Here is a 24,779-nt window from a genome sequence, read left to right on the forward strand (position 1 = left end):
TCAGGAATGCGGCGGCGGCGTGTCGAGCGCGATGGTCGCACCATCGCTGCTCGGCGTGAAGTTTAGCGGCACGGGATAGGCCTTGTCGCAGGCGAGCACCGTCCAGGTCTCGTGCCAAGGCATGTGCCGGTCGGCCGGCGCGTCGGGCGCCAGCACCGTGTCGACGACGTGGACGTCGCGGCATTGTGCCGCTTCGGGCGGCAGGCCCTTCGCCGCAAGCGGCAAGGCCTGCTTCTGGATGACCAGGTCGGCGCGCGTCGTGCCCGGCAGGCCGCCCAAGAGCTCCGGCTCGCCGCTCGCTGTTGCGAGCGAGAAGATATTGAGCAGCTCCATCGTGCCGCAGCCCTCGGCCAGCACCTGCTCCCGCCACAGGCCGTGAATGATCCGGCCGCCGCCGTCGAACTGGGGCGGCCGATAGAGGTCGACATCGCCGGCCGGCCGATAGCGCGCCGCGGCGCAGGGCGCCGGCAATCCCTGGGCCTGCGCGGCAGCAACCTTGAGCACGGCCGCGCGATGGGCGTCGCTCTTGATGAAGGCAACGAAGCGCGGATCGACCGCGTCATCGGCAAACGCCACCTGGTCGAGCAGCAGCAGCCCCGCCAGCAGCAACGCAATCCTCATCCCCATGAACGACACCCGAACGCTCCGACCGATCTTTCGCCCGATAACAGGCAACGCACGGTGGCAGTTCAGCCCGTCCACCGCAAGCCAGCGTGCACGGACAAGGCGACGCGGCGCCACGCGTGCGAGACCATGAGCCAGTCACCGCTCGACAACCACCTGGCACTAATGGCACTGCTGCACTTGTTGAACGCCGGCCTGCTCGACCGAATGGGGGCGGCCGGCGCGGCCTCGCCCCTATCGAAGCGCTGCATGAGGATCTGGACGAACGATGACGAGCGCGCTCGACGGAGCCGGCCTGATGGACCGGCTCGATCAACTGGCAGCGATCAGCGAGCAGCCGGGCATGCTCGTGCGCCGCTTCCTGACGCCCGAACACGCCCGCGCCAACGCACTGGTCCGGGAATGGATGCGCGACGCGGGCATGAGCGTGCGCACCGACGCGATCGGCAACGTCATCGGCCGCTATGAGGCGGCGACGCCGGGCCAGCCAGCCCTGCTGCTGGGCTCCCATCTCGACACGGTGGTCGACGCAGGCCGCTACGACGGCATGCTGGGCGTGGTGACATCCATCGCCTGCGTCGCCGACCTCGCCCAGAACGGCATCTGCCTGCCCTTCGCGATCGAGGTCGTGGGCTTCGCCGACGAGGAGGGCACGCGCTTCGGCGCGACCCTGCTCGGCAGCCGGGCGCTCGCCGGCACGTTCGACCGGACGGTGCTCGACCGAGCCGACGGCGACGGCATCACCATGGCGGAAGCCCTCTCCCGCTTCGGGCTCGATCCGGCGGCCATCGACGCCGCGGCACGCCGGCCGGACGAACTGCTTGGCTATGTCGAGCTGCATATCGAGCAGGGACCGGTGCTCGAGGCCGAGGGGCTCGCCGTCGGCTGCGTCACGGCGATCAGCGGTGCCACACGGCTCGCTGTCACGGTCGAGGGTATGGCCGGCCACGCCGGCACCGTGCCGATGGCCGGCCGGCGCGACGCGCTCGCCGCCGCGGCGGAATGCGTGCTGCTGGTCGAGCGGCGGGCCGCGGCCGAGCCGGACCTGGTCGGCACGGTCGGCCGGATCGAGGCCGGGCCAGGCGCCGTCAACGTAGTCCCGGGCAGCGCCCGCTTCACGGTTGACCTGCGGGCGCCCGCCGACGCACGGCGCGCGGCGGCGCTCGCTGACCTCATCGCCGGTTTCGAGGCGATCGCACGGCACCGCGGCGTCACGATCACGGCCGCCAAGACCCACGATGCCGCCTCGGCGCCCTGCGCGCCCTGGCTCGCCGACCAGATCCGCGACGCGATCGAGCATGAGGGCCATGCGCTCCGCAGCCTGCCGAGCGGCGCCGGCCACGACGGCATGGCGATCGCGGCACTGACCGATATCGCCATGATCTTCGTCCGCTGCCAGGGCGGCATCAGCCACAATCCCGCCGAGGCGATCAGCGCGGCGGACGCCGAGGCCGGCGCCCGCGTGCTCGCCCGCTTCATCCGTGACTTCCAGCCGAGGAGCCCGCTGTGACATCCGATCTCGCCCTAGGGCTCGCCGCCCACATCGACCGGCACCACCAGGACGCGGTCGCCTTCCTGGCCGAGCTCGTCAAGGTGCCGTCCGACAACCCGCCCGGCGACTGCGCACCGCATGGCGCCCGCGCGGCCGAGCTGCTTGAAGGCCTGGGCTTCACGGTCGAGCGCCACCCCGTGCCGGCCGACGCGGTCGCCGCCAACGGCATGGTGAGCGCCACCAACCTGATCGTGCGTCACCGTTTCGGCGCCGATCCCACGTCAGGCCCCACCGTTGCGCTCAACGCCCACGGCGATGTGGTGGCGCCGGGCGAGGGTTGGACGAGCGATCCCTATGGCGCCGAGATCCGCGACGGCCGCATGGTCGGCCGCGGCGTCGCCGTCTCGAAGTCGGATTTCGCCACATACGCCTTCGCGCTCAAGGCGCTGATCGCGAGCGGCGCCCCGCTCGAGGGCACGGTCGAGCTGCATTTCACCTACGACGAGGAGGTGGGCGGCCAGATCGGCCCCGGCCGGATCATCGAGACGGGCCTGAGCAAGCCCGACTACGTCATCAGCGCCGGCTTCGCCTATAACGTCGTGATCGCGCACAACGGCTGCCTGCACCTGGAGGTGCGGGTCGAGGGCAAGTCGGCCCACGCGGCGCGCCCCGACACCGGCATCGACGCGCTCGAGGCCGCAACCAGGCTGCTCACCAGCCTCTACGCGCTCCGCGAGGGCTATCAGGCGACCCGTTCCAACGTACCCGGCATCGGCCACCCGACGCTGGTCGTGGGCCTGATCGAGGGCGGCATCAACACGAATGTCGTGCCTGATCTCGTCACCTTCCGCCTCGATCGGCGCATGATCCCGGAGGAGACGCCGGAGGTGGTCGAGCGCGACCTTGTGGCCGCGATCGAGGCGGTGGCGGCCCAGATGTCCGGCGTCCGGGTCAAGATCCGCCGCGTGCTGCTCGCCCGGCCGCTGCAGCCGCTGCCGGGCCAGGAGAAGCTGGTCGCCGCCCTCCAGCGCCATGCCGCGACGGTGCTGGGCGAGACGATCCCGGCCGACGGCGTGCCGATCTATACCGACGCCCGGCTCTACAGCGGCGCCGGCATTCCGGCCGTGCTCTACGGTGCCGGCCCGCGCACGCTGCTCGAGGCGAACGGCCACCGCGCCGACGAGAACCTGGTGCTGGAGGACCTGCGCAAGGCGACGAAGGTCGTGGCGCTGACCCTCGCCGACCTGCTCTCCGACGGCAATCCATAAGAGAACGATTGCGGAACATCTGCACGGTGAGGTAGTATCGCGCCACCTCATCGCGCCGATGCCGCTCCGGCTTCGGCCTCCCCCAGCCTAAGCCGAAGAGCGTTTCATGGGCACGAGAACCTTCCGCCACCTCGTGGCGGTATGTGGACTGTTGTTGCTGACCGGGTGCGCGACACAGATCGACTCACCGCAGGAAGCCTATGACGGCACGTATTTCGCCTACGACAAGTACTCGGCACGAACGGTCGTCACTGGCAAGCCGCTAATGCATGTCACGTACGGGCTCAATCAGACCCGGTACCTGGTGACGAGTCTCGATGGCGGCGGAGGGAATACGACCTGGATTGATCTGACCGAGAAATCCGAGGGCTTCGTCGCCCTGTACTTTGCCGCCCATGATGACCAGGCGCAACTGCTGCGCGTTCAATCGCTCGGCCACGACCGCCCCCACAAGGACGAGGATACCTACGAGGAGGTCGCCGTCTACCTGCCGCCGGGCTATCTCGAAGCCCATGCGGCCTCGGGCATCGACATTCGGGTGGAAGGCCGCAACGCCTACACGACCACGACGATCCCGGCGCTCTATGTCCAGGGCTATTTGAAGAAGCTTGCGGAAGTTCAGGCCTGCGTGAGGGCCAAGAGCTGCTGAGAGAGCGAAGCCCTCAGCGTTGGAACGCCGACAGCGCCTTCTTTGTCACCGCTTTAGGTGATCGCAGGACATCAGAGCAAATTCGCACCTTCATATTCCAGAGATGCATCGTGGGATCATTGCTGAAGCACGCACATTAATAGCCTCCCGCAACTGGAGGGCGCACTTATATTCCCGTTCAGGAGCACCGTTTATGCCTTATGTTTCATCAAATTACGCAAATAACCCGAATGCGCCGTTGGGGAAATGGGTATGCACCCGAATTTCCTCGAACCAGCCCTATGACGCAGCACCGCCCGCGAATAAAACCCACAACCCGGATTACTGCGGGCAATGCGTTTCATTTGTTACCACCGTATGCCCGACAATTCCCGTTGATACGAAGCGATGGAAGAAAGGGACGCTCGTGAAGGGCGACACGAAAATATTGGCAGGGACTGCGATCGCCACCTTCGACTCAAACGGCCAATATTCCGGACATGCCGCGATCTATGAAAGTCAGACCGCTTCTGGGATAAACGTTGTCGACCAGTGGGTAACTCCCCCCGCAAAACCCATCCACAGAAGAACCTTAAAATTTGGCGCCCACGGGAATTCCAACAATGGGGACAATTTTTATGTCATTGAATAGAATTGCGCTCGCATTGTTGGTGCTAATTCCTACACTTGCTTCGGCAGAAGAGATCAAGTGCCCCGACGCGCAGGCCGGAACGCACCTGTCGACGGTGACCTTATTCGATGGCCCGCCGGACGAGCACGCAGATTTGATGCCCGATACTTTCAAAAAGGAAAAAACGGGTGGCGGCAAATCTGATTGGGATGTCGCTTATATATTCGAAGCCGGGCGACAGCTATACGTCGAATGCCAATACGGATCCAAAGTCCCGTCTATCGTTCTGAAGGCGCCAAAAGTAAACACCTGCACATTCAAGTCAGATAGAAACAGCAAGAACTCACTAACCTGCAAATAACGGCAGCAGACAAGAGAGTGGGCCAGCATTATTCAAATGCGGCCCACTCCTTTTCGCCTCAGCCCAGCGCCGTGTTGGCGGCGCTCGCCACCGCCTTGAGCGAGCTTGTCGAGATGTCCTCGTCGAGGCCGACGCCGAAGATCGTGGCGCCGTCGGCCCCACGGAACTCGATATAGGACGCGGCCTGTGCATCGGCGCTAGCGCGGAGCGTGTGCTCCTGATAGTCGACCAGGTCGAGCTGGACCCCGCAGGCCTGGCGGATCGCATCGATGAAGGCCGAGATCGGGCCATTGCCCTGGCCGGTCACCGTGCGCTCGCGCCCGTCGATGAGGATGCGCGCCGTGATCTGGCGCTGTTTGCCCGTGCCGCTCTCCTGATGCTCGATCAGCTGGATGCGCGGCTCGCCGTCCAGGTGGTAGGTCCGGCGGAACGCATCCCAGATGTCGGCCGCGGTCTGCTCCTTGCCGGTGCGATCGGAGATGTCCTGCACTACCTTGCTGAACGCCATCTGCAGCCGGCGCGGCAGCTTGAGCCCGCGGTCCTGCTCCAAGAGCCAGGCGACGCCGCCCTTGCCCGACTGGCTGTTGACGCGAATGACCGCCTCGTAGGTGCAGCCGATGTCGGCCGGGTCGATCGGCAGGTAGGGCAGCTCCCAGAACTCGTCGTTCTTGCCCTCGCGGTCGGCGAAGCCCTTCTTGATCGCGTCCTGGTGCGAGCCGGAGAAGGCGGTGAACACCAGGTCGCCCGCATAGGGATGGCGTGCCGGCACCGGCAGCTGGTTGCAATACTCGACGGTCTTCACGACCTCGCGCATGTCGGAGAAGTCGAGCGCCGGCGAAATCCCCTGGCTGTACATGTTGAGCGCCAGGGTCACGATATCGACGTTGCCGGTGCGCTCGCCATTGCCGAACAGGCAGCCCTCGACCCGGTCGGCGCCGGCCATGACCGCGAGCTCGGTTGCGGCGACGCCGGTGCCGCGGTCGTTGTGCGGGTGCACGCTGATGATGACGCTGTCGCGCCGGCTCACATGCCGGCCGAACCATTCGATCTGGTCGGCATAGATGTTGGGCGTCGACATCTCGACGGTCGCCGGCAGATTGAGGATGACCTTCTTCTCCGGCGTCGGCTGATAGACGTCGAGCACCGCGTTGCAGATCTCGACGGCGAAATCGAGCTCGGTGCCGCTGAACACTTCCGGCGAATATTCGAAGCGCCACTCGGTCTCGGGCCGGCTCCGGGCCAGCTCCTTGATCTGCTTCGCAGCCGCCACGGCGAGCGCCACGGTGCCTGCCTTGTCCTGGCCGAACACGATGCGCCGGAAGTTGGGCGCGGTGGCACCATAGAAATGCACGATCGCGCGCGGCACGCCCTTCAAGGCTTCGAACGTGCGCTCGATCAGCTCCGGCCGGGCCTGGGTCAGCACCTGGACCCAGACATCGTCCGGGATGCGCTTCGCCTCGATCAGCTCGCGCACGAAATCGAACTCGGTCTGCGAGGCCGACGGGAAACCGATCTCGATCTCTTTGAAGCCGGACTTGACCAGGAGATCGAAGAAGCGGCGCTTGCGCTCGCCGTCCATCGGCTCGATCAGCGCCTGATTGCCGTCGCGGAGATCGGTCGACAACCAGATGGGCGGCTTGGTGATGGTCTTGTTGGGCCAGGTGCGATCCGGCAGCGAGACGGGGGTGAACGCGCGGTACTTGGTCGAGGGGTTGGTCAGCATTGGACGAGCTCTTCAGTTCAGATCGACAGGAATTGACGCGGCAGCGTTACAGCCGGCGGGCAGCCGTCAGGCCCGGCGGCCGCCACGAAGTCGCAGAACGAGCTCGATCGAAATCCAACCATCACCTCGCCCCGGGCGAGATCGGTCGACAAACGTGATCTTGGACATAGACATGACGGGTACCCGGAACTCTTCGAAACCAGCAGACGACATACCAACGGCCCGACCCCTCGCGAGAGGTCGGGTCTTAAAGTCGAAGCAGGCTGGCGATCCGGTCAGTCATGAGTCTAGCGATTCCACGATCCCGGTTTCCTTGTCAACCGCGGCATTCGGTTTCACTCAAAACAAGCGGGATGTCTGCAATGCGGTTTTGTAATATTGCTGCCGCAGCGCCATGATTTGCATCATTTCCGAACGCTCCACAGCCTGAACCGGACCCAGCCCTCATGAAAACGATCTTCATCGACTGCAATCCGCAGATGGAGCCGGTGTTCCGGCGCGTGCACCGGGCCGACGACCCGGCCATCACCGTCAACCTGGCCCAGGCGCCGGGCGCCATCCCGCCGCTGGTCGCGGGCTATCAGGTGGTGATCGACGATCATTCCCATCTGCCGACGGACGTGGTGAAGCAGTGCCCGGACCTGCGCCATGTCGTGTTCCTGGGCGTGGGGGCCGCCAGCTACATGAACGTGGCCGAGCTCAAAGAACTCGGCGTCACGGTCCATACCATCAAGGGCTACGGCGACCGGGCCGTGGCCGAGCATACGGTGGCACTGCTGTTCGCCTCCGCACGGTCGGTCGCGGGCATGGATCGGGAGCTTCGCGCCGGCACTTGGCGGCCGCAGGGCGGCATGCAGCTCGACGGCAAGGTGCTGGGCCTGATCGGCCTGGGCGGCATCGGCCTCGAGGTGGCACGCATCGCCAAGGGCATCGGGATGGAAGTCATTGCCTGGAACCGCTCGCCGGTGCCGGACGCCCCCGTCCCGCTCGTCAGCCGAGACGAGGTGCTGGCCAGGGCCGACATCCTGTCGCTGCATATTGCCTTGAACGACGAGACGCGCGGCATGTTGGGTGCCACGGAGCTGGCCAAGCTCAAGCCCGGCGCCATCCTGATCAACACGGCGCGCGGTGCGCTCGTCGACGAGGCGGCACTGATCCAAGCGCTCGAAAGCGGCCACCTGCGCCATGCAGGCTTGGACGTGTTCGCGAACGAGCCGCTCGCGGCCGACCATCCGCTGACCCGGCTGCCGAACGTCACGCTGACATCCCATGCCGCCTTCCGCACGCCGGAAGCGTCGGAGACGCTCATCCGCCGCGCGATCGACATCGTGAAGCGCGTGACTGCCGCCGGATAGACCGGCCGTATCACGGCTCGTGCGGAACGCCGCCTGTTCCTTTAGGATCGGCGGCGTCACATCACCTCGAGAGCCTGGTTCGGACCCAACGCCCCATGTCAAGACGCCCCAAGAGCGCCACCTTGCCGTCCTCGGACGGGTTCGCCCGTTCGGACAACCGCCGGACCCTGCTGCTCGACGAGGCCGCCCGCCTGTTCGGCGCGCGCGGCTACGACAGCACCTCGATGCGCGACATCGCGACCGCCGTCGGCATGCTGCCGGGCTCGCTCTACTATCATTTCCCGTCCAAGGAAGACCTGCTCGTCGCGGTCTACACGATCGGCATCGACCAGATGCAGGAGGCGGTGCTGGCCGCGGTCGCGCGCGAGAGCGACCCTTGGAAGCGGCTCGAAGCCGCCGCCGCCGCCCATCTTTCGACCCTGCTCGACACGAGCGGCTACGCGGCGGCCGTCGTCGCCGACTGGCCGAGCCCGGCCGGCTCCGTCCGCGACCAGCTGGTGCGCCAGCGCGACCGCTACGAGGAGACGTTCCGCGAGCTGGTCGCCGACTTGCCGCTCGGCCCCCATCAGGACCGGCAGTTCCTGCGCCTGGCGCTGCTGGGCGCGCTCAACTGGTCGCTCGCCTGGTACAAGAGCAACGGCGACAGCCCGGAGACGATCGCCCGGCGGCTGGTCGCGCAGTTCCGCGCCGACTGAAGGCGCGGCCGATGCGGTCGAGGCAGACGAGCTCCGGCTTTCCGGTCGACGACCGGATCGCGGTGCTGCAGGCCGCACTCGAATATATGGGCGAAGGCTTCACGGTCTATGACGCGGACTTGAACCTCCTCGCCTGGAACCAGCGCTTCTTCGACCTGCTCGAGCTGCCGCGTTCGCTGGCATATATCGGCGCCCCGCTCGAGGATTTCCTGCGCTGGAACGCGGCGCGCGGCGAATATGGCCCGGTCGACGTCGAAAGCTATGTGGCCGAGCACGTCGAGCTGGCGTTGCAGTTCGTGCCGCATCGTTTCGAACGGGTCCGGCCGAACGGCACCGTGCTCGAAGTGCGCGGCAACCCGATTCCCGGCCTGGGCTTCGTCACGGTCTACAACGACATCAGCGAGCGCAAGCAGGTCGAGCGCCAGCTGCAGGAGAGCGTCGACCATCTCGAGCACCGGGTGCGCGAGCGCATGACGGAGCTCGAAGCGGCCAACCGGCGCATGCAGGCGGAGGTGGCCGAGCGCAACAAGGCCGAGGCGACGCTGCGCCATGCCCAGAAGATGGAGGCGATCGGCGCCTTGACCGGCGGGCTCGCCCACGACTTCAACAACTTGCTTACCATCGTCATGGGCAATCTGGCGCTGGTCGAGGACCTGGGCCCGCTGCCGGGCGAGGCGGGCGCCATGATCGGCGAGGCGCTGGACGCGAGCCGGCGCGGCGCGGACCTGGTGCGGCGCCTGCTCTCCTTCTCGCGCCGCCAGCCCCTGTCGCCCGCGACCTACGACCCGAAACGGGTCGTCGCCGACATCGAGCCGCTGCTGTCGCGCGCGCTCGGCGACGACATCGAGCTTGCGATCGAGTTCGCCGGCGAGGATTGGCTGATCGAGGCCGACCGCAGCGAGTTCGAGAACGCACTGTTGAACATGGCGAACAACAGCCGCGACGCCATGCCCGACGGCGGACGGCTCACCATCCGGGTCGAGACGCGCCCCCATGATGCGACCGCGCGCCCCGACCTGGCGCCGGGCGATCATCTGGTCGTGACCGTGACCGATACCGGCTGCGGCATGCCGCCCGACGTGCGCGAGCGCGCGTTCGAGCCGTTCTTCACGGCGAAGAAATCGGACGGCGGCGGCACGGGCCTGGGGCTCAGCATGGTCTATGGCTTCGTGCGCCGTTCGGGCGGTGTCGCCCGCATCCTGAGCACGGTCGGCCAGGGCACGACGATCGAGCTCGTCCTGCCGCGCCATCATCCGGCCGAGGCGCCCGCCGACGCGCCGGCAGCGCCCGGCCGACCGCTCGGCGGCAGCGAGCATATCCTGCTGGTCGAGGACGACATCCGCGTGCGCGGCTTCGTTCGGCGAACGCTCGAAGGGCTCGGCTACCGCATCAGCGAGGCGACGGACGGCCAGCAGGCGCTGGCCCTGCTCGCGAGCGGCGGTACCTATGACCTGGTGCTGTCGGACATCGAGATGCCGGGCGGCGTCAGCGGCCTCGAGCTTGCGGCCCGGGTCGAGGACCACGTGCCCGGCACGCGCATCCTCTTGATGTCGGGCTATCCCGACCGGGCGATGGCGCGGGCCGATTGGCGCGACCGGCCGGTGCTGTCGAAGCCGTTCGGCCCGCGCGAGCTCGCCGAAGCGATACGCGACCGGCTCGGCCGGGCGGCATCATGAGTGGCAGCGGCCAGATCCTGGTGCTGGACGATGATGCGGCCATCCGCACGCTCGTGCGGCGCTGCCTGGAGCCGGCCGGCTTCAACGTCGTGACGGCCGCAACCGGCGCCGACCTGCGCCGGCTCATCCAGGACCAGCCGATCGATCTCATCGTCCTCGACCTCAACCTCAAGGGCGAAGACGGGCTCGACCATCTGAAGGCGCTCCGACGCGAGCGCGACCTGCCTGTCATCATCCTGACCGGACGCGGCGAGCCGATCGACCGGGCGCTCGGCCTGGAACTGGGCGCCGACGACTATGTGGCGAAACCGTTCGAGCCGCGCGAGCTCGTCGCCCGCGTCCGCACGGTGCTGCGCCGCATGAGCCGAACGGCAGCGCCGGCCGCGAACCGCCTGCTCGCCTTCGGCGCCTGGAAGCTCGACCTCGACGCCCGCATCCTTGTCGACGCCGACAGCCGGCCGGTGGCACTCACGACGGCGCAATTCGCCATCCTGTCCGTGCTCGCGACCCACCCGAACCGGGTCCTCTCGCGCGACCAGATCCTCGACCTCGCCGACCGCGGCGGCGAGCCGTTCGACCGCAGCATCGACGCCCATATCGTCCAGCTGCGCCGCAAGATCGAACGCGACCCGCGCCAGCCGGAGATCATCAAGACGGTCTATGGCGCGGGGTACTTGTTCCGGGGCGATTGAGGGGCGCGCCGCGTCTTCGTTCTACAGCAGCCCCGCCCCTGCCTCCTTGGCGAAGCGGCCGGGGTCGCCTTCCCAGACGATGCGGGCGTGTTCCAGCACATAGACCCGGTCGGCGTGCGGGAGCGCGAAGGTCACGTTCTGCTCACCCAGGAGCACGGTGATCGAGGTCGTCTGCCGGAGCTTTTCGAGCGCCTTCGACAATTGCTCGAGGATGACCGGCGCCAGGCCGAGCGTCGGCTCGTCCAGGATGAGGAGGCGCGGCTTCATCATGAGCGCGCGGGCGATCGCCAGCATCTGTTGCTCGCCGCCGCTCAAGGTCCGGGCCGCCTGGGGCTGGCGCGCCTTGATGATCGGGAAGAGCTCGAACAGCCATTCCGTGCGCTCGAGCCGCTCGGCCTTGGGCAGATGCTGGCCGCCGAGATCGAGATTCTCGCGCACGCTCATGTCGCCGAACAGCTCGCGCGTCTCGGGGCACTGCACGATGCCGGCGTTGCGCGCGATCGCGGCCGGGCTGTGGCCGGCAAGCGAGGCGCCGGCCCAGCGGATCTCACCCGAATAGGGCACGAGGCCGGAGATCGCATTGAACAGCGTCGTCTTGCCGGCGCCGTTCAAGCCCACGACCGAGACGAACTCGCCCTCGTGCACATGGATCGACACCTGCTGCAGCGCCTGGGCCTTGCCGTAATGCACGCCGATGGTCTCGACCTGCAGCAGCGGCTCCGCGTCCTTGAAGCTTGATTCCGGGCGCGCCGCCGTGGTGATGGCGCCGCCCAGATAGACGCGTCGGACCGTCTCGTCGCGCATCACCTCCTCGGCGGTCCCTTCGGCGATATGCTCGCCCAGGTACATGGCCTTCACCCGGTCGACCAGCGCCGACACGCTCTTCACGTTGTGGTCGACCAGCAGCACCGCCCGCCCCTCCTCGCGGAAGCTGCGGATCAGGTTCGAGAAATCCTCGACCTCGCCGGACGTCAGGCCCGCGAACGGCTCGTCGACCAGCACGATCCTGGGATCGCGCGCCATCGCCTTGGCGAGCTCCATGCGGCGCAAATCGGCGAACGGCAGGGTCGCCGGCCGCCGGTCGAGCACGGCGCCGAGGCCGACGCGCTCGGCAATGGCACGGGCGCGGCCGTCGACCTCCGGATCGGCGAAGAGCCGCACCAGGCTGTCGGGCAGCAGGGCGAGCTTGATGTTCTCGAGCACGGTCTGGCGATGCAGCGGCCGTGAATGCTGGAACACGATGCCGACGCCGTGCCGCGCGATCTTGTGCGACGGCCAGCCGGCGACGTCCGTGCCCTCGACCTTGACGATGCCGGCATTGGGCCGCTCGATGCCCATGATGAGCTTCATCACGGTCGACTTGCCGGAGCCGTTCGGGCCGATCAGGCCCAGGATCTCGCCCGGCCGGATCTCGAGCGAGATGTCCTTGACCGCGACGAGGCCGCCGAACCGCTTGGTGAGGCGAGAGACCTCGAGCAGGGGGGTCAAGCTCATGCCCGCTCTCCCGTCCGCAGCAGCGCACCGATGAGCCCGTTCGGGAAGAACAGGATGACGGCAAGCGCCACCGCCGACACGACGAAGGTGCTGAGTTCGCCTAAGGGCCTGAGCACCTCGCCGAACAGGATGAGGAACACGGCGCCGACCGCGGCGCCGAGAATGGTGCGCCGGCCGCCGAGCACGGCCGCGATGATGACCTGCACACCGACCGCGATGTCGATGACCGTACCGACGGAGGCGGTGCCGAGATAGAAGATCATGAGGGCTCCGGCCGTGCCCGAGAAGAAAGCGCTGATGCAGAAGGCGGCGAGCTTGTGCTTGGCGACATTGAAGCCGAGCGCCGCCGTCTCGACCGCGTCCTGGCCGCTTGCCTGCAGGATGAGGCCGATCGGCGAGCGCGACAGGCCGAAGAGGATGGCGCCGCTCACCGCCATGAACGTAAGCGCGAATTCGTAGTTGCTGGCGTCATCGATGAACAGCACGTCGGGCACGGTGAGCCCGATCTCGCCGCCGGTAACGCCGGCGAAGATCACGATGAAATTCTGCAGCAGCAGCACGGCCACAAGCGTGATGAGACCGAAATAGGGCCCGCGCAGCTTCAAGGCCGGCAGTGCCAGCAGCACGCCGCCCAGGACCGCCATGAGCGCGCCGGCGAGCACGCAGGCGGCCATGGGCCAGCCCCAGTCGGCATTGATGATGCCGGCGGTATAGGCGCCCAGGCCCACGAGGAAGGTCGGGCCAAAATTGACCTCGCCGGCGAAGCCGAACAAGAGGTCCCAGGCCATGGCGAAGACGCCGAAATAATAGGCGAGCGTCAGGATGCCGAGGATATAGCCCGTGACATAGAGCGGCAGCGTCGCAGCCCCGATCAGCACGACAAGGGCGATCCAGAACAGGCGGGCGGTGAACAAGCGGGTTAGCTTCATCGTCCCCTCCCTAGCGCCGGCCGAGCAGGCCCTGTGGGCGGATGTAGACCACCAGCACAAGCAGCAAGAGGACGGGAATGGTGCGGTAGGCGGGCGAGATCAGATAGGCCGTCACGGTTTCGAGATACCCCACCACATAGGCGGCGATAAGCGAGCCCGAGACGCTGCCGAGGCCGCCCAGCACGACGATCGAGAAGGCGCTGGCGGTCAAGGGCCCGACGCCGTCGGAGCTGACGCCGAGGAACATGGCGAGCAGCACGCCCGCGATGCCGGCAAGCACGCCGTAGATCGTCCAGACCAGGATGTAGACGCGCGACAGCTCGAATCCCAAGAGCGTCACGCCGCGCGGGTTGATCGAGGCGGCGAGCAGCACCTTGCCGGCGCGGGTGCGGTTGACGAGCAGCCACAGCAGCCCGATCACCGCCCAGCAGACGACCGCGGTCGCGACCTCGTTCAAGGGCGTGCGCACACCCAGGATGTTGAGCACGCCCGGCACCAGCGGCCGGACCGTCTTGGGATTGCTCGTGTAGAAATAGGCGATCGCCTCCTGGATCATGATGCCCCAGAGCAGCGTGCCGGTGAGCACGAAGATCTCCGTCTCTTCCTTGGGGATGGCGCGCGAGCGCTGGATCGGCCGGACGACGGTGAAATAGGTCGCATAGGCCGCGATGAGGCCGATGCCGACGCCGCCGGCCGCCCCCCAATAGGGCCCGCCGCCGACATCACCGGCGATGACCCAGGCGGCCACCGCGGCCACGACCATGATGGCGCCGTGCGACAGGTTGAGCACGCCCGAGACGCCGAACATGAGGGTGAAACCGGTCGCACCCAGCGCATAGAGCGCACTGATGGCGAAACCGTCGATCAGGATTTGAAGTCCGAGCATGGGCCCCGCGAAGATACCGATGGCGAAGATACTGATGCCGAAGATACTGATGACCGGGAGAACCGGCCGTTTTCATTGGCGTAAAAGACACGAAGGATGGGCGATCCCCCGGCCGATGGACCGGGGGCGGCGACCGCCCGGGTGCGGGCGGCTAGTTGCTGGCCTGCTGCAGCTTGATGAACTTCGGGAAGGCGAGCTTGGCGTTGGCGACGCTGGTCGGCCAGACGGTCACCTGCTTGCCGTTCTGCCACTGCACGAGCAGGCCCGTCACGAAATCGGCGCCCTGCTTCATGGCATGCGGGAAAGCATCGTCCTTGCCGTAGAACTGCACGCGGCCGATCGTGCCGACATAGTCGGTCTTCTCGAGCGCCGCCACCAGCTTGTCGGGATCGGTCGAGCCCGCCCGCTTCACGGCTTCGGCAATGTAGTAGACCTCGTCATAGGCCGTGTTGCCGCAATAGGCCGGCGTGATGCCGTAGCGCTTCGTATAATTGTCGGTGAAGGGCACCGCCGTCGGCGTCAGCGCCACGCCGGGCGCCGACACGGTCTGGAACAGCACGCCGTCGGCCGAACCGTTCGTGTCTTTCCAGAAGGTGCTGGATGTCGCCTGCGCCGAAATGCCGAACATCGGGATCGGCACCTGCTGGCTCTGCCATTGCACGGTCGGCTGCACGCCGACATGGGCGATGCCGGTCACGATGACGTCGGGCTTCTCGCTCTCGATCTTGTTGAAGATCGGCGTGAAGTCGGTCGTGTCCGGCGAGAAGCGGATATGGTCGAGCACCTTGAGGCCGGCCTTCGGCAGGCACTCGAGATAGCCCGCGTCGAGCGGCGTGGTCCAGGCCGCGTCCTCGCTCATGACCACGGCCGACTTCATATGCAGGTTGTTGACCAGCAGGTCCTTGGCCGCGTCGCACACGGAGGCCGCGAGGAAGGCCGACGTCAGGTAGCCGTGGAAGGTATATTTGTTGTGCTCGTAGTCCTTCTTGATGACCTGGCTGATCTCGTTGGATGCGGCCCCCGGCGTGATCATCGGCATGTGCAGGCGGGCGGCCCAGGGCTCGAGCGCCAGCACGACCTCGCTCACATAGCTCGCGATAACCGCATTCACCTTGTCGTCGGACACCGCACGCTGGAACGCGCGCACGGCATCCGAGGACGAGCTGTGGTCGTCGTAGGTTACGATCTGGATCATGCGGCCGTCGACGCCGCCCTTGGCGTTGATCTCGTCGGCCGCCATCTGCGCGGCGTTCGGGATCGCGGCGCCGGAGATCGAGGCCGCCTCGGCAATGACGCCGATCTTGATCGGCTCCGCCGCCTGGGCCGAACCCAGGGCGAGGAGGCTCGAGAGGGCCATGGCGGAGCCGGCTACCGCCGGCGCCAGCGCGCAGCATCTGGAGCGGATGGGCGGTGAGCCCTGGCGCGCTGCCTGCATTGTTCCTCCCCCTCGTATGCGTTCGGTCGGTTCTTTTTAACCTGACGCTTTTTTCCAACTATAACGGCACGCGGCGCCGGCTTGTCACGGGATTTGTTGCCATTTTGGCAGGCGAGGCGCGATGCCGCGGGGCATTTTCGCCAGCCGGAAAATTCCCGCTTGGCAGAAGGGGTTCGGGCTGAAAAGCTCGCATCCAGCAAGCGACGTGGGGCCTGCAAGCGACGTGGGGACGGTAAACGAGCGGCGTTTCGGCCGCGGCCTTCGGGAGGGGACAGAGGACGACATGAGTGTGAAACCGGTGGACTTTGCCGTCACGACCGACGGCTACGATGCGGCCGACATGCGCAAGCGGGTGAAGGCGATCCTGGTCGGCTCGATCGGCAACCTGATCGAGTGGTACGACGTCTACGCCTATTCGGCCTTCGCGCTCTATTTCGCCGGCGCCTTCTTCCCGGCAAGCGATCCGACAGCGCAGCAACTGGCGGCCGCCTCGCTCTTCGCCGTCGCCTTCCTGGTCCGGCCGATCGGCAGTGTCATCTTCGGCTATCTCGCCGACAAGTACGGCCGGCGGAACGCGCTCACCGCATCGGTCCTGCTCATGTGCTTCGGCTCGCTCCTGATCGCGGTGACGCCAACCTACGCCACCATCGGCGTCGGCGCGCCCGCCCTCCTGGCGCTCGCCCGCATCCTGCAGGGCCTGAGCCAGGGCGGCGAGTACGGCACCAGCGCCACCTATTTGAGCGAGGTCTCGCACCCGAACCGGCGCGGCTTCTATTCCGGCGTCTGGTACGTGACGCTGATCGGCGGCCAGCTAACCGCGATCCTGGTGCTCCTGGTGCTGCAGAAGCTGTTCCTGACGCCGGCCGAGCTCAAGGCCTGGGGCTGGCGCATCCCCTTCGTGATCGGTGCCATCATCTCGGTCTACGCCTTCACCATGCGCCGCGACATGCACGAGACGGAGCTGTTCAAGGAATCCGAGAAGATCGTCAAGAAGGACAGCCTCTGGGTCATGCTCGCCAACAACTGGAAGACCATGCTGCTGGTCGTCGGCATCACGGTCGGCGGCACCTCGGCCTTCTATACCTACACGACCTACATGCAGAAGTTCCTGAAACTGTCGGTCGGCCTCACGGACGACCAGACCACGACCGTCACCGGCGGCGCGCTGCTGTTCGCGATCATGCTGCAGCCGCTCTATGGCGCCCTCTCGGACAAGATCGGCCGCAAGCCGCTGCTCATCGCCTTCGGCGTGCTCGGCACGCTCGGGACATATCCGCTGCTGACCACGCTGCAGGGGACGAAGAGCCCACTCGTGGCCTTCCTGCTCATCTGCATCGCCTGGGCGATCGTCAGCGGCTATACGGCCCTCACCGCAACCGTGAAGGCGGAGATGTTCCCGACCTCGGTCAGGGCCATGGGCGTCGGCATCCCCTATGCGCTGACCGCGGCCATCTTCGGCGGCTCGGTCGACGCCGTCGCCCTGTCGTTCAAGAATGCCGGCTGGGAACAGGGCTTCTACTGGTACGCGACCGGCTGCATCTTCGTCTCGCTGATCTTCTATCTCTTGATCCCGGACACGAAGAAGCACTCCAAGATGGCGCAGCACGTCTGAGGCCGCTCGATGACCCGGGCGGCGGACGCGTCCGGGTCATCCGCTCCGCCGACCGTTATTTCATCCTTTATAAAGCGATCGCACGCGATTCTGGCCTGGTGTGATTGTCGGGCTTGGACTCTACCCGGCACGGTGGAACCTGAGCTTTGTCCGTTCAATATTCCCAGCGCCGCGGCCGCCTTCGCCTGCTCCTGGCCGGCCTCCTGCTCCTGGCGTCGACTACGCCGGGCCAGGCACCGTGCGCCGAGCCGCTACGGATGCTGACCAACGACAATCCGCCGTTCAGCATCATCGACGCCGGTCAGCATGTCTCCGGCATCTCGGCCGACGTCGTGGTCGAGATGGCGCGGCGCGCCCAAGTGCCGGCGACGATCGAGCACTATCCCTGGCCCCGCGCCTACGAGATGGCGCTGAACGAGGCGGACGCCTGCATCTTTTCCACCTCACGCTCCGCCGACCGGGAGGCGCTGTTCCAGTGGATCGGGCCGATCGCCGCGAACAGCTGGGCGCTCTTCGCGCGTCGCGACTTCGACCGTGCCGTGCCGAACCTGGACGCCGCCCGTGGCCTCGTCATCGGCGGCCAGCTGCAGGAGGCGAAGGCGCTCTATCTCAAGCAGCTGGGCCTCGCGGTCGACACGCTGCCGGACGACGACCTCAATCCGCGCCGGCTTGCCGAGGGCCGGATCGACCTCTGGGTGACCGGCCTCGATACCGCCCGGATGAAGGCGGCGGCGAAAGGTGTTACCGGCATCAAGCCGGTGCTCGTGTTCCGCAACGTCGAGACCTATCTCGCCTGCAATCCCGCGGTCCGTCGGGACACGATCGAGCTGCTGCGCCGCGCGCTCGACGCCATGCGGGCAGACGGCAAGCTCGCGGCGATCTCGCAGCACTACGCCGACCTGGTAATGCCGCCGCCCATCAATTGATCTCCCGCCCAGCGCGCAACCAAACGCCGAGAGACACGGTTATCTCGATAGCTGCCACGGGAAGCGAGATCGGTATGTTCACCTTCGGCCATGACCTCGTCGGCCTCATCGTGCTCCTGCTCGCCCTGTGGGCGATCGTCGGGACGCTGCAGAGCCCGGCCGACGGCGCGACCAAACTGATCTGGGTGCTGATCATCCTGATCCTGCCGCTGGCAGGCTTCGTGCTCTGGTACCTGCTCGGCCCCGGCCCCAAGCGACCGTTCAGCCGCCGGATCTGAGCAGCACCGCCAGGGTTAGCCTCCACAAGGCAGCAGGCGGTCATGGTGACGCCCGGCGAAATCAGGATCGGCATTTCCGGCGGGCGCTACGCGCCCTGGCGCGGCGTGTTCTACCCGAAGGGCCTGCGCCAGAAGGACGAACTCGTCTCCGCCGTCAAGGGTCCGCGGCAAGCTCACCTCCCGAGCCGCGTCGGCAGCACGAACTGGTGGGCGAGGGTCCACAGCATCGCATGCTGCAGGAACGGCAGCATGGCCAATCGCGTCAGCAAAACCCGCGACATACGCCGAAAAGCGAGATTCGCTCTCGTCACTGGGTAGACGGTCCATCACAGCTTCGGATACGGCCGGGAAATGCCCCCAGGGCACCATATCCTGATGGATCAAGCCAAAATACTGCAACATGCTGCGGCTTTGTGAGTCAGTAAGACTAACAGGCTCCTGAGAATAGACCGCAAGTATATATTGACATTACACTAATAGGTGGTATGTTAAATTATACACACACGGATTGCCATATTTTGCGCACCTCTGGCTCCACTCGATCCAGAAGGCTCCGCCTTGGGTCGAGCATCGATCGCTGAGAACAGCGGCAAAATGCAGTAGTCTGGCAGTGACGGGCCATCATCTCACAATGATATCGATGGCCTGTTACAATAAATGTGATTTCGTTCAAAGAATATAACCGGCCGCTTAGGTCTGCATGGTGCCGCGCAAAGTCGCCGGCCCAGCAACCGAGGGCCGGTTCCATCATTGCCTATTGTGCCAGGAGGAAACGACCATGGCCTATACAACCGCTGGTCTGACCAATGGCGGCGTCACGACCCATTATCGCTTCTCCTACGACACCGCCCTGGGCGGGAACGGCGGCGTGGAGCCGGCCCGCACCAACGCGGTGATCGCGGCCTGCGAGGCCGACTATAACCTGATGCATGGCTGGTTCGGCGGCGGCGTGAACCTGAGCAATCTAACGGTGCAGGTCACCACCCAAAGCAACGGCGCAAGCTGGAACGGCGGCACGGGAGGAGCGACCATCCTGCTCAAAGCCCAGGGCGCCAGCTACAGCAAGAACCCCATCTACCTGCGATACCTGCTGATCGCCGAGGTCGTCGAGATCTTTATGCTCGGCCAGAACATCGGGTGGTTCCAGAGCGGCAACGAGGGCAGCAAGGGCGAGGGTCTGTCGCGCTTCCTCAGCGGCCAATTCCTGTCCCAGCATAACGCCCTCGGGCTTGGTATCGATGCCAGCTACGCTGTGGCGGATCTATGGCTCAACAGTGCGCGCCAGGACTTCGTCAACAACGCTCCCGATGACAACGGCTACGATGCCACCAACGGCTGCACGACTCTGTTCATCTACTACCTCTTCTCGCAACTGGGCTACAGCATCAGCCAGATCGTCGGCGCAGGCGCCTCGACACTCGCGGGCGTCTACCAGAACCTCACCGGCAATTCCGCCGACCCCTTCCCGCTGTTCAAGGCCACCCTGGACCTGTGGTTCCCGTCGACGACCAGCTCCGCCGTGCCCGGCCCCAATTTCGATGATCCCTGGCCCCTCGCCGAGGACGCCTTCACAGGCGTGTGGCGCTCGGGGACGGACGCCTACTACCTATGGGTCAACGCCGACGAGAGCCATTTCACCAGCAAATGGTCCACCTTGGCAGCCGAGAACCTGCGTCTCACCGATATCGAGGTGACGAACGTCAACGGCCAGAACCTGTTCTCGGGCATCTGGGAGGGCGGGACGGACGGCTACTACCTGTGGATGGACGCCGACACGCCCCACTTCCAGGCCAAGTGGGCCCAGCTCGCCCAGCAGAACCTGCGGCTGGTCAGCCTCAGCCACTATGACGGGTTGTGGGCCGGCGCCTGGCGCAGCGGCACCGACGGCTACTACCTCTGGCAGGACGCCGACCAGTCCCACTTCATCGCCAAGTGGAGCCAGCTAGCGGGTCAGAACCTGCGGCTGGTCGACTTCGACGTCTACACGGTCAATGGCCAGGAGCTCTGGGCCGGGGTCTGGCGCGAGGGGAACGACGGCTACTACCTCTGGGTCGGCGCCGACTGGGCGCACTTCACCGCCAAATGGGCGCAACTCGCGTCGGAGAATCTACGGCTCGTGGCCGTGCGCAACTATAATGGCCTCTGGGCCGGCGCCTGGCGCAGCGGCAGCGACGCATACTACTTCTGGGCCAATGTCAGCGAGGGCAACTTCCTGGCCAAGTGGTCACAGCTGCAGGGACAGAACCTTCGCCTCATCGATCTCGAGGTGACCGCCCTCGCCGGGGCGGCCGGCGGTTCGACGGGCGGGGCGACGGACACCAGCGCCGCCGCTGGGGCCGCGGAAGCCGGGGTCTATACCTCTGAAATGACCGGGAGGGACGCGATGACCGGGTTCGGGCCCGGGCCGCAGGCGGGGTCCCGCGCGACCGGACACGGCGCCAGCGGGATCGGGGGCGGCGCTGACACCGCTACCCACCCACATGCCGTCGAGGGCGTCGGCGGCGGACCGGAACACGTCCAGGCCCTGGCTGCGGCCCCGGCGACCGCGGCCCTGGCGGCGGGCGGGCCCGGCGTGGGCTTCGGCGGAGGCTCGCACGCCGGCGAACCCGTGACTGTCGCGGTCACCCGCTCCAGCGTGGCGGGCCGCGATCCGCGGCCAGGCAAGGGCGGTGCCGCCTAGAGCAAGATGACACGAGGCCGGATCGGCCTCGTGTCTGAATCCTGCGGCGGCTTGGGGTTATAAGCGGCCGTGCCGATTAGGCATTCAGCCTGAGATCGCCGCCACCCAGACCGGCAGGCCGTTCAAGGCCGCGTTGCCGGATACCGGATCGACGAAGGCGTCGTCGGTCAGGTCGTTGATGCTGACGCCGGCATGGGCGCGGGCGACGCCAAGCGCCACGCCGTCGCGGCCGTGGCCCCAGCCGTGCGGCAGGCTGACCACGCCCGGCATGAGCTCGGTCGTGCCGGCGACCTCGACGTCGAGGCTGCCGACCCGCGAGGTCACGCGCACCCGCTGCCCGTCGGCGAAGCCGTAGCGGCCGAGATCGTCCGGATGCATGAGGAGCTGGCAGCGCGGCTTGCCCTTCACCAGCCGCTCAAAATTATGCATCCAGGAATTGTTGCTGCGGATGTGCCGCCGGCCGATCAGCACCAGGTCCGGCGCCGGGCCGCCGAACAGGGTCTCGTCCAGCCGGTCGAGCGCCGCCAGCACCGGCGGCGGCGCGCATTGGATGCGCTTGTCCGCCGTCGCCAGCCGATCGGGGAAGGACGGCTCGAGCGGCCCGAGGTCGAGCCCATGGGGTGCCGCCTCGAGCTCGGCGAGCGTGAGCCCATAGGGCCCGGCCCGGAGTGCCACGTCGAGCATCTGCGCCGGCGCCGGCGTGCGTCTCGGCTCCAGCCCCAGCGCCGTGGCGAGGGCGGTGCCCAGGCCTTCGAGGATCTGCCAGTCGTCGAGCGCGCCCGCCGGCTTGGGCAGGACCGGCGGGTTCCAGCGCGCGACGTTGCGCACGGCGAACAAGTTGAAGGTCATGTCGTAGTGATCGTGCTCGAGCGCCGTAGTCGGCGGCAGGATCACGCTGGCATGGCGCGTCGTCTCGTTGAGGTAGGGATCGAGCGACACCATGAAATCGAGCCCGGCCAGGCCGCGCTCGAGCTGTCGGCCGTTCGGCGTCGACAGCACCGGGTTGCCGGCGATCGTGATGAGCGCCCGCACCTGGCCCGGCCCCGGCGTCAGCATCTCCTCCGCGAGGGCTGCGACCGGCAATTCGCCCAACACCTCGGCCCGGCCGCCGACCCGGCTCGCCCAGCGGCCGTAGCTGCCGGGGCGCGAGCCGGGTGCACCAACGATGTCGAACGCGGGCTTGGTGACGAGCGCGCCGCCGACCCGGTCCAGGTTGCCGGTCGCGATGTTGAGGAGCTGGATCAGCCAGTGGCAGAGCGTGCCGTGCGCCTGGGTCGACACGCCCATCCGGCCGTAGCAGACGGCGCGCGACGCCGCCGCGAAGTCGCGCGCGATGCGGCGGATCTCGTCGGCCGGAATGCCGGTGACCGGTGCGGCACGCTCGGCGGTGAACGGGGCGATCCGAGCCATCGCCGCCTCGAACCCGTCGAGATGATCGGCGAGCCGCCCGGGCCGGGCCAGCCCCTCGGTCCAGAGCGTCGACAGCAGGGCGAGCAGGAAAGCGGCGTCCGTACCGGGGCGGATGAAGTGATGGGCGCTCGCGACCTCCGCCGTCTCGGTCCGGCGCGGATCGACCACGATCAATTGGCCACCGCGCGCCTTCAAGGCCTTGAGCCGCTTCGCCACGTCCGGCACGGTCATCAGGCTGCCGTTCGACACGAGCGGATTGGCGCCCAGCATCAGGAAATAGTCGGTCCGGTCGATGTCCGGGATCGGCAGCAGCAGTTGATGCCCGTACATCCAGTAGGCCGCGAGCTGGAACGGCAGCTGGTCGACGGAGGTCGCCGAATAGCGGTTCTTGGTCTTGATCAGCCCGAGATAGGCGGCCGCATGGGTCATCAGCCCCCAGTTATGGACGGTCGGGTTGCCCTGGTAGGTCGCAACTGCATCGGCGCCATGGGCGCGCACAACCGCGGCGATGCCCTCGGCCGCAAAGGCGAAGGCCTCGTCCCAGCCGATCTCGCGCCAGCCGTTGCCGTCGCGCCGCACCGGTGCACGCAGGCGATCCGGATCGTCCTGGATGTCCTTGAGCGCCACCGCTTTGGGGCAGATATGGCCTCGGCTGAACGGGTCGTCCGCGTCGCCCTTGATCGAGACGACCCGGCCCCCCTCGACCTCATCATCCTCTACCTCGATCGTGAGGCCGCAGATCGCCTCGCACAGGTTGCAGGCGCGGTAATGCGTGGCCATGCCGCCCTCCCTCGGATCTTTTTCTTCTCAGATCCGGGAGTATGGGCAAAGCCGGCCGCACCAGCAACCGGTTTACCAAACGATCGTTCGGCAGAGAGGTGCTAGAAGCCCAACTGCACCTTCATCGCCCTGCCGCGGTCGGAGGCGAGCTCGAACGCGCGGCCCGCCTCGCCGAGCGGGATGGTGTCGGTCAGGAGCGGCCGCACGTCGATCAAGCCGCGGCTGATATAGTCGACCGCCCAGCCGAATTCCTCGTGGAAGCGGAAGCTGCCGCGCAGCTCCAGCTCCTTGGTCACGATCGTGTTGATCGCGAGATCCATCGCCCCGCCGAGGCCCAACTGGACCACGGTGCCGCCCGGCCGCACCACGTCGAGGCCGGCGGCGATCGCCCGCGCGTTGCCCGAGCATTCCAGGAGGACGTCGAACGTGCCCTTGTTGGCACCGTAGGCCGCGAGGTCTTCGGCTCGCTCCGCCACGTTGATCACCCGGTCGGCGCCGATCGCCTTCGCGGTCTCGAGCGGCAGCGGCGCCACGTCGGTCGCGACGATCTCGCGCGCACCGAAGCAGCGGGCGGCGAGAATGGTCAAGGCGCCGATCGGCCCGACGCCGGTCACGAGCACGCGGCGCCCCGCGACCGAGGAGGCGCGGGTTACCGCATGCAGGCAGACGGCGAGCGGCTCGGCGAAGGCCGCCTGGCCCAGCGTCACATGATCGGGGATCGTGAAGATCTGCCGCTCATCGGCGACCAGGACCTCGCGGAAGGCGCCCTGGACATGGGGAAAGCGCATGGCGCTGCCGTAGAAGCGCACGTCGAGGCACAGGTTGGCGCGACCGGCCAGGCACTGCTTGCAGGCGCCGCACGGCTGGTTCGGATTGATCGCCGCCCGGTCGCCGACCTTCACGCTGGTGACGGCGCTGCCGACCTCGACGACCGTGCCCGCCACCTCATGGCCCAAGATCATCGGCTCCTTGATCCGGACCGTGCCGAAGCCGCCATCGTGGTAATAGTGCAGGTCCGAGCCGCAGATGCCGCCGGCGCCGATGCGCAGCTTGACCGAGGTCGGCCCCAGGGCCGGAACCTCGACCTCCTCGATCCTGAGATCGTGGGGCGCGTGGATGACGCAGGCTTTCATACTCGACCCTCCCAGTCCGGAAACGCGGATGCCGCATCGTCGGCATCCATGCTACCGATACCACAGCCGTT

Annotated in this window: 22 protein-coding genes; 14 read left to right on the plus strand and 8 right to left on the minus strand. The window is 66.9% G+C overall.

From position 1 onward, the window contains the following. Entirely contained in the window at window positions 1-627 is a 627-nt protein-coding gene (locus IEY58_RS13190; RefSeq protein WP_189046410.1) for a hypothetical protein, read from the minus strand. A 265-nt stretch (window positions 628-892) separates the two neighbouring features. Between IEY58_RS13190 and IEY58_RS13195 the strand changes: the two genes are divergently transcribed. The 5 genes from IEY58_RS13195 to IEY58_RS34795 all read left to right on the plus strand — a co-directional run bounded on the left by IEY58_RS13195 (window position 893) and on the right by IEY58_RS34795 (window position 5,004). Continuing rightward, window positions 893-2,134, plus strand: a complete 1,242-nt coding sequence (locus IEY58_RS13195) for an allantoate amidohydrolase (RefSeq protein ID WP_189046411.1) — start codon at window positions 893-895, stop codon at window positions 2,132-2,134. Continuing rightward, a complete protein-coding gene (locus IEY58_RS13200) occupies window positions 2,131-3,384 on the plus strand; it encodes an ArgE/DapE family deacylase (RefSeq protein WP_189046413.1) in 1,254 nt (417 codons plus the stop codon). The genes IEY58_RS13195 and IEY58_RS13200 overlap by 4 nt, the downstream gene beginning before the upstream one ends. Before the next feature lie 106 nt (window positions 3,385-3,490). Next, window positions 3,491-4,033, plus strand: a complete 543-nt coding sequence (locus IEY58_RS13205) for a hypothetical protein (protein WP_189046415.1) — start codon at window positions 3,491-3,493, stop codon at window positions 4,031-4,033. Window positions 4,034-4,226: 193 nt separating this feature from the next. Then, entirely contained in the window at window positions 4,227-4,664 is a 438-nt protein-coding gene (locus IEY58_RS13210) for a BPSL0067 family protein (RefSeq protein ID WP_189046417.1), read from the plus strand. After that, window positions 4,651-5,004, plus strand: a complete 354-nt coding sequence (locus IEY58_RS34795) for an STY0301 family protein (RefSeq protein ID WP_407648397.1) — start codon at window positions 4,651-4,653, stop codon at window positions 5,002-5,004. Before IEY58_RS13210 ends, IEY58_RS34795 begins: the two co-directional genes overlap by 14 nt. Before the next feature lie 58 nt (window positions 5,005-5,062). Here the strand turns inward: IEY58_RS34795 and leuA are convergent, their stop codons facing one another. Next, window positions 5,063-6,727, minus strand: a complete 1,665-nt coding sequence (gene leuA / locus IEY58_RS13215) for a 2-isopropylmalate synthase (RefSeq protein WP_189046419.1) — start codon at window positions 6,725-6,727, stop codon at window positions 5,063-5,065. A gap of 446 nt (window positions 6,728-7,173) precedes the next feature. Here leuA and IEY58_RS13220 point away from each other — a divergent pair, with 446 nt between their 5' ends. The 4 genes from IEY58_RS13220 to IEY58_RS13235 all read left to right on the plus strand — a co-directional run bounded on the left by IEY58_RS13220 (window position 7,174) and on the right by IEY58_RS13235 (window position 11,145). Beyond that, window positions 7,174-8,082: an NAD(P)-dependent oxidoreductase gene (locus IEY58_RS13220; protein WP_189046421.1), complete on the plus strand. Its 909-nt coding sequence runs from the start codon at window positions 7,174-7,176 to the stop codon at window positions 8,080-8,082. Between the two features lie 95 nt (window positions 8,083-8,177). Continuing rightward, window positions 8,178-8,777 carry a TetR/AcrR family transcriptional regulator gene (locus tag IEY58_RS13225; RefSeq protein WP_189046423.1) on the plus strand — a complete coding sequence of 200 codons (600 nt, stop codon included), beginning with the start codon at window positions 8,178-8,180 and terminating at the stop codon, window positions 8,775-8,777. A gap of 11 nt (window positions 8,778-8,788) precedes the next feature. Continuing rightward, window positions 8,789-10,453, plus strand: coding sequence for a PAS-domain containing protein (locus IEY58_RS13230; protein WP_189046425.1), 1,665 nt, complete (start codon window positions 8,789-8,791; stop codon window positions 10,451-10,453). Continuing rightward, a complete protein-coding gene (locus IEY58_RS13235; RefSeq protein ID WP_229743696.1) occupies window positions 10,450-11,145 on the plus strand; it encodes a response regulator in 696 nt (231 codons plus the stop codon). Before IEY58_RS13230 ends, IEY58_RS13235 begins: the two co-directional genes overlap by 4 nt. A gap of 21 nt (window positions 11,146-11,166) precedes the next feature. On the opposite strand, the gene IEY58_RS13240 is transcribed toward IEY58_RS13235, so the two are convergent. The 4 genes from IEY58_RS13240 to IEY58_RS13255 form a co-directional block, all read right to left on the minus strand. Further along, on the minus strand, window positions 11,167-12,639 hold the full coding sequence (locus tag IEY58_RS13240) for an ATP-binding cassette domain-containing protein (protein ID WP_189046427.1): 1,473 nt from the start codon (window positions 12,637-12,639) through the stop codon (window positions 11,167-11,169). After that, window positions 12,636-13,568, minus strand: coding sequence for a branched-chain amino acid ABC transporter permease (locus IEY58_RS13245; RefSeq protein ID WP_189046429.1), 933 nt, complete (start codon window positions 13,566-13,568; stop codon window positions 12,636-12,638). Before IEY58_RS13245 ends, IEY58_RS13240 begins: the two co-directional genes overlap by 4 nt. 10 nt (window positions 13,569-13,578) lie before the next feature. Continuing rightward, window positions 13,579-14,454, minus strand: coding sequence for a branched-chain amino acid ABC transporter permease (locus IEY58_RS13250; RefSeq protein WP_189046431.1), 876 nt, complete (start codon window positions 14,452-14,454; stop codon window positions 13,579-13,581). Window positions 14,455-14,605: 151 nt separating this feature from the next. Continuing rightward, window positions 14,606-15,889 (minus strand): ABC transporter substrate-binding protein, encoded by a 1,284-nt coding sequence (locus IEY58_RS13255; protein ID WP_229743697.1) that lies wholly within the window; start codon window positions 15,887-15,889, stop codon window positions 14,606-14,608. 283 nt (window positions 15,890-16,172) lie between these two features. Here IEY58_RS13255 and IEY58_RS13260 point away from each other — a divergent pair, with 283 nt between their 5' ends. The 5 genes from IEY58_RS13260 (at window position 16,173) to IEY58_RS13280 (ending at window position 21,385) form a co-directional block, all read left to right on the plus strand. After that, window positions 16,173-17,501 carry an MFS transporter gene (locus IEY58_RS13260; protein WP_229743698.1) on the plus strand — a complete coding sequence of 443 codons (1,329 nt, stop codon included), beginning with the start codon at window positions 16,173-16,175 and terminating at the stop codon, window positions 17,499-17,501. Between the two features lie 146 nt (window positions 17,502-17,647). Continuing rightward, window positions 17,648-18,427: a substrate-binding periplasmic protein gene (locus IEY58_RS13265; RefSeq protein WP_189046433.1), complete on the plus strand. Its 780-nt coding sequence runs from the start codon at window positions 17,648-17,650 to the stop codon at window positions 18,425-18,427. Window positions 18,428-18,501: 74 nt separating this feature from the next. Next, window positions 18,502-18,705 carry a PLDc N-terminal domain-containing protein gene (locus IEY58_RS13270; RefSeq protein ID WP_189046435.1) on the plus strand — a complete coding sequence of 68 codons (204 nt, stop codon included), beginning with the start codon at window positions 18,502-18,504 and terminating at the stop codon, window positions 18,703-18,705. A gap of 42 nt (window positions 18,706-18,747) precedes the next feature. Next, window positions 18,748-19,023, plus strand: coding sequence for a hypothetical protein (locus IEY58_RS34355; protein ID WP_229743699.1), 276 nt, complete (start codon window positions 18,748-18,750; stop codon window positions 19,021-19,023). A 460-nt stretch (window positions 19,024-19,483) separates the two neighbouring features. Then, on the plus strand, window positions 19,484-21,385 hold the full coding sequence (locus tag IEY58_RS13280; protein ID WP_189046437.1) for a hypothetical protein: 1,902 nt from the start codon (window positions 19,484-19,486) through the stop codon (window positions 21,383-21,385). 84 nt (window positions 21,386-21,469) lie between these two features. Here IEY58_RS13280 and IEY58_RS13285 read toward each other — a convergent pair whose 3' ends face one another. Together IEY58_RS13285 and IEY58_RS13290 are read right to left on the minus strand one after the other, a co-directional pair. Continuing rightward, window positions 21,470-23,575, minus strand: coding sequence for a molybdopterin oxidoreductase family protein (locus IEY58_RS13285; RefSeq protein ID WP_189046439.1), 2,106 nt, complete (start codon window positions 23,573-23,575; stop codon window positions 21,470-21,472). A gap of 101 nt (window positions 23,576-23,676) precedes the next feature. Beyond that, window positions 23,677-24,708: an L-idonate 5-dehydrogenase gene (locus tag IEY58_RS13290; protein ID WP_189046441.1), complete on the minus strand. Its 1,032-nt coding sequence runs from the start codon at window positions 24,706-24,708 to the stop codon at window positions 23,677-23,679. Window positions 24,709-24,779 lie beyond the last annotated feature (71 nt).

This window comes from Aliidongia dinghuensis (genome assembly GCF_014643535.1).
In the GTDB taxonomy this organism is placed as follows: Bacteria; Pseudomonadota; Alphaproteobacteria; order ATCC43930; family CGMCC-115725; genus Aliidongia; species Aliidongia dinghuensis.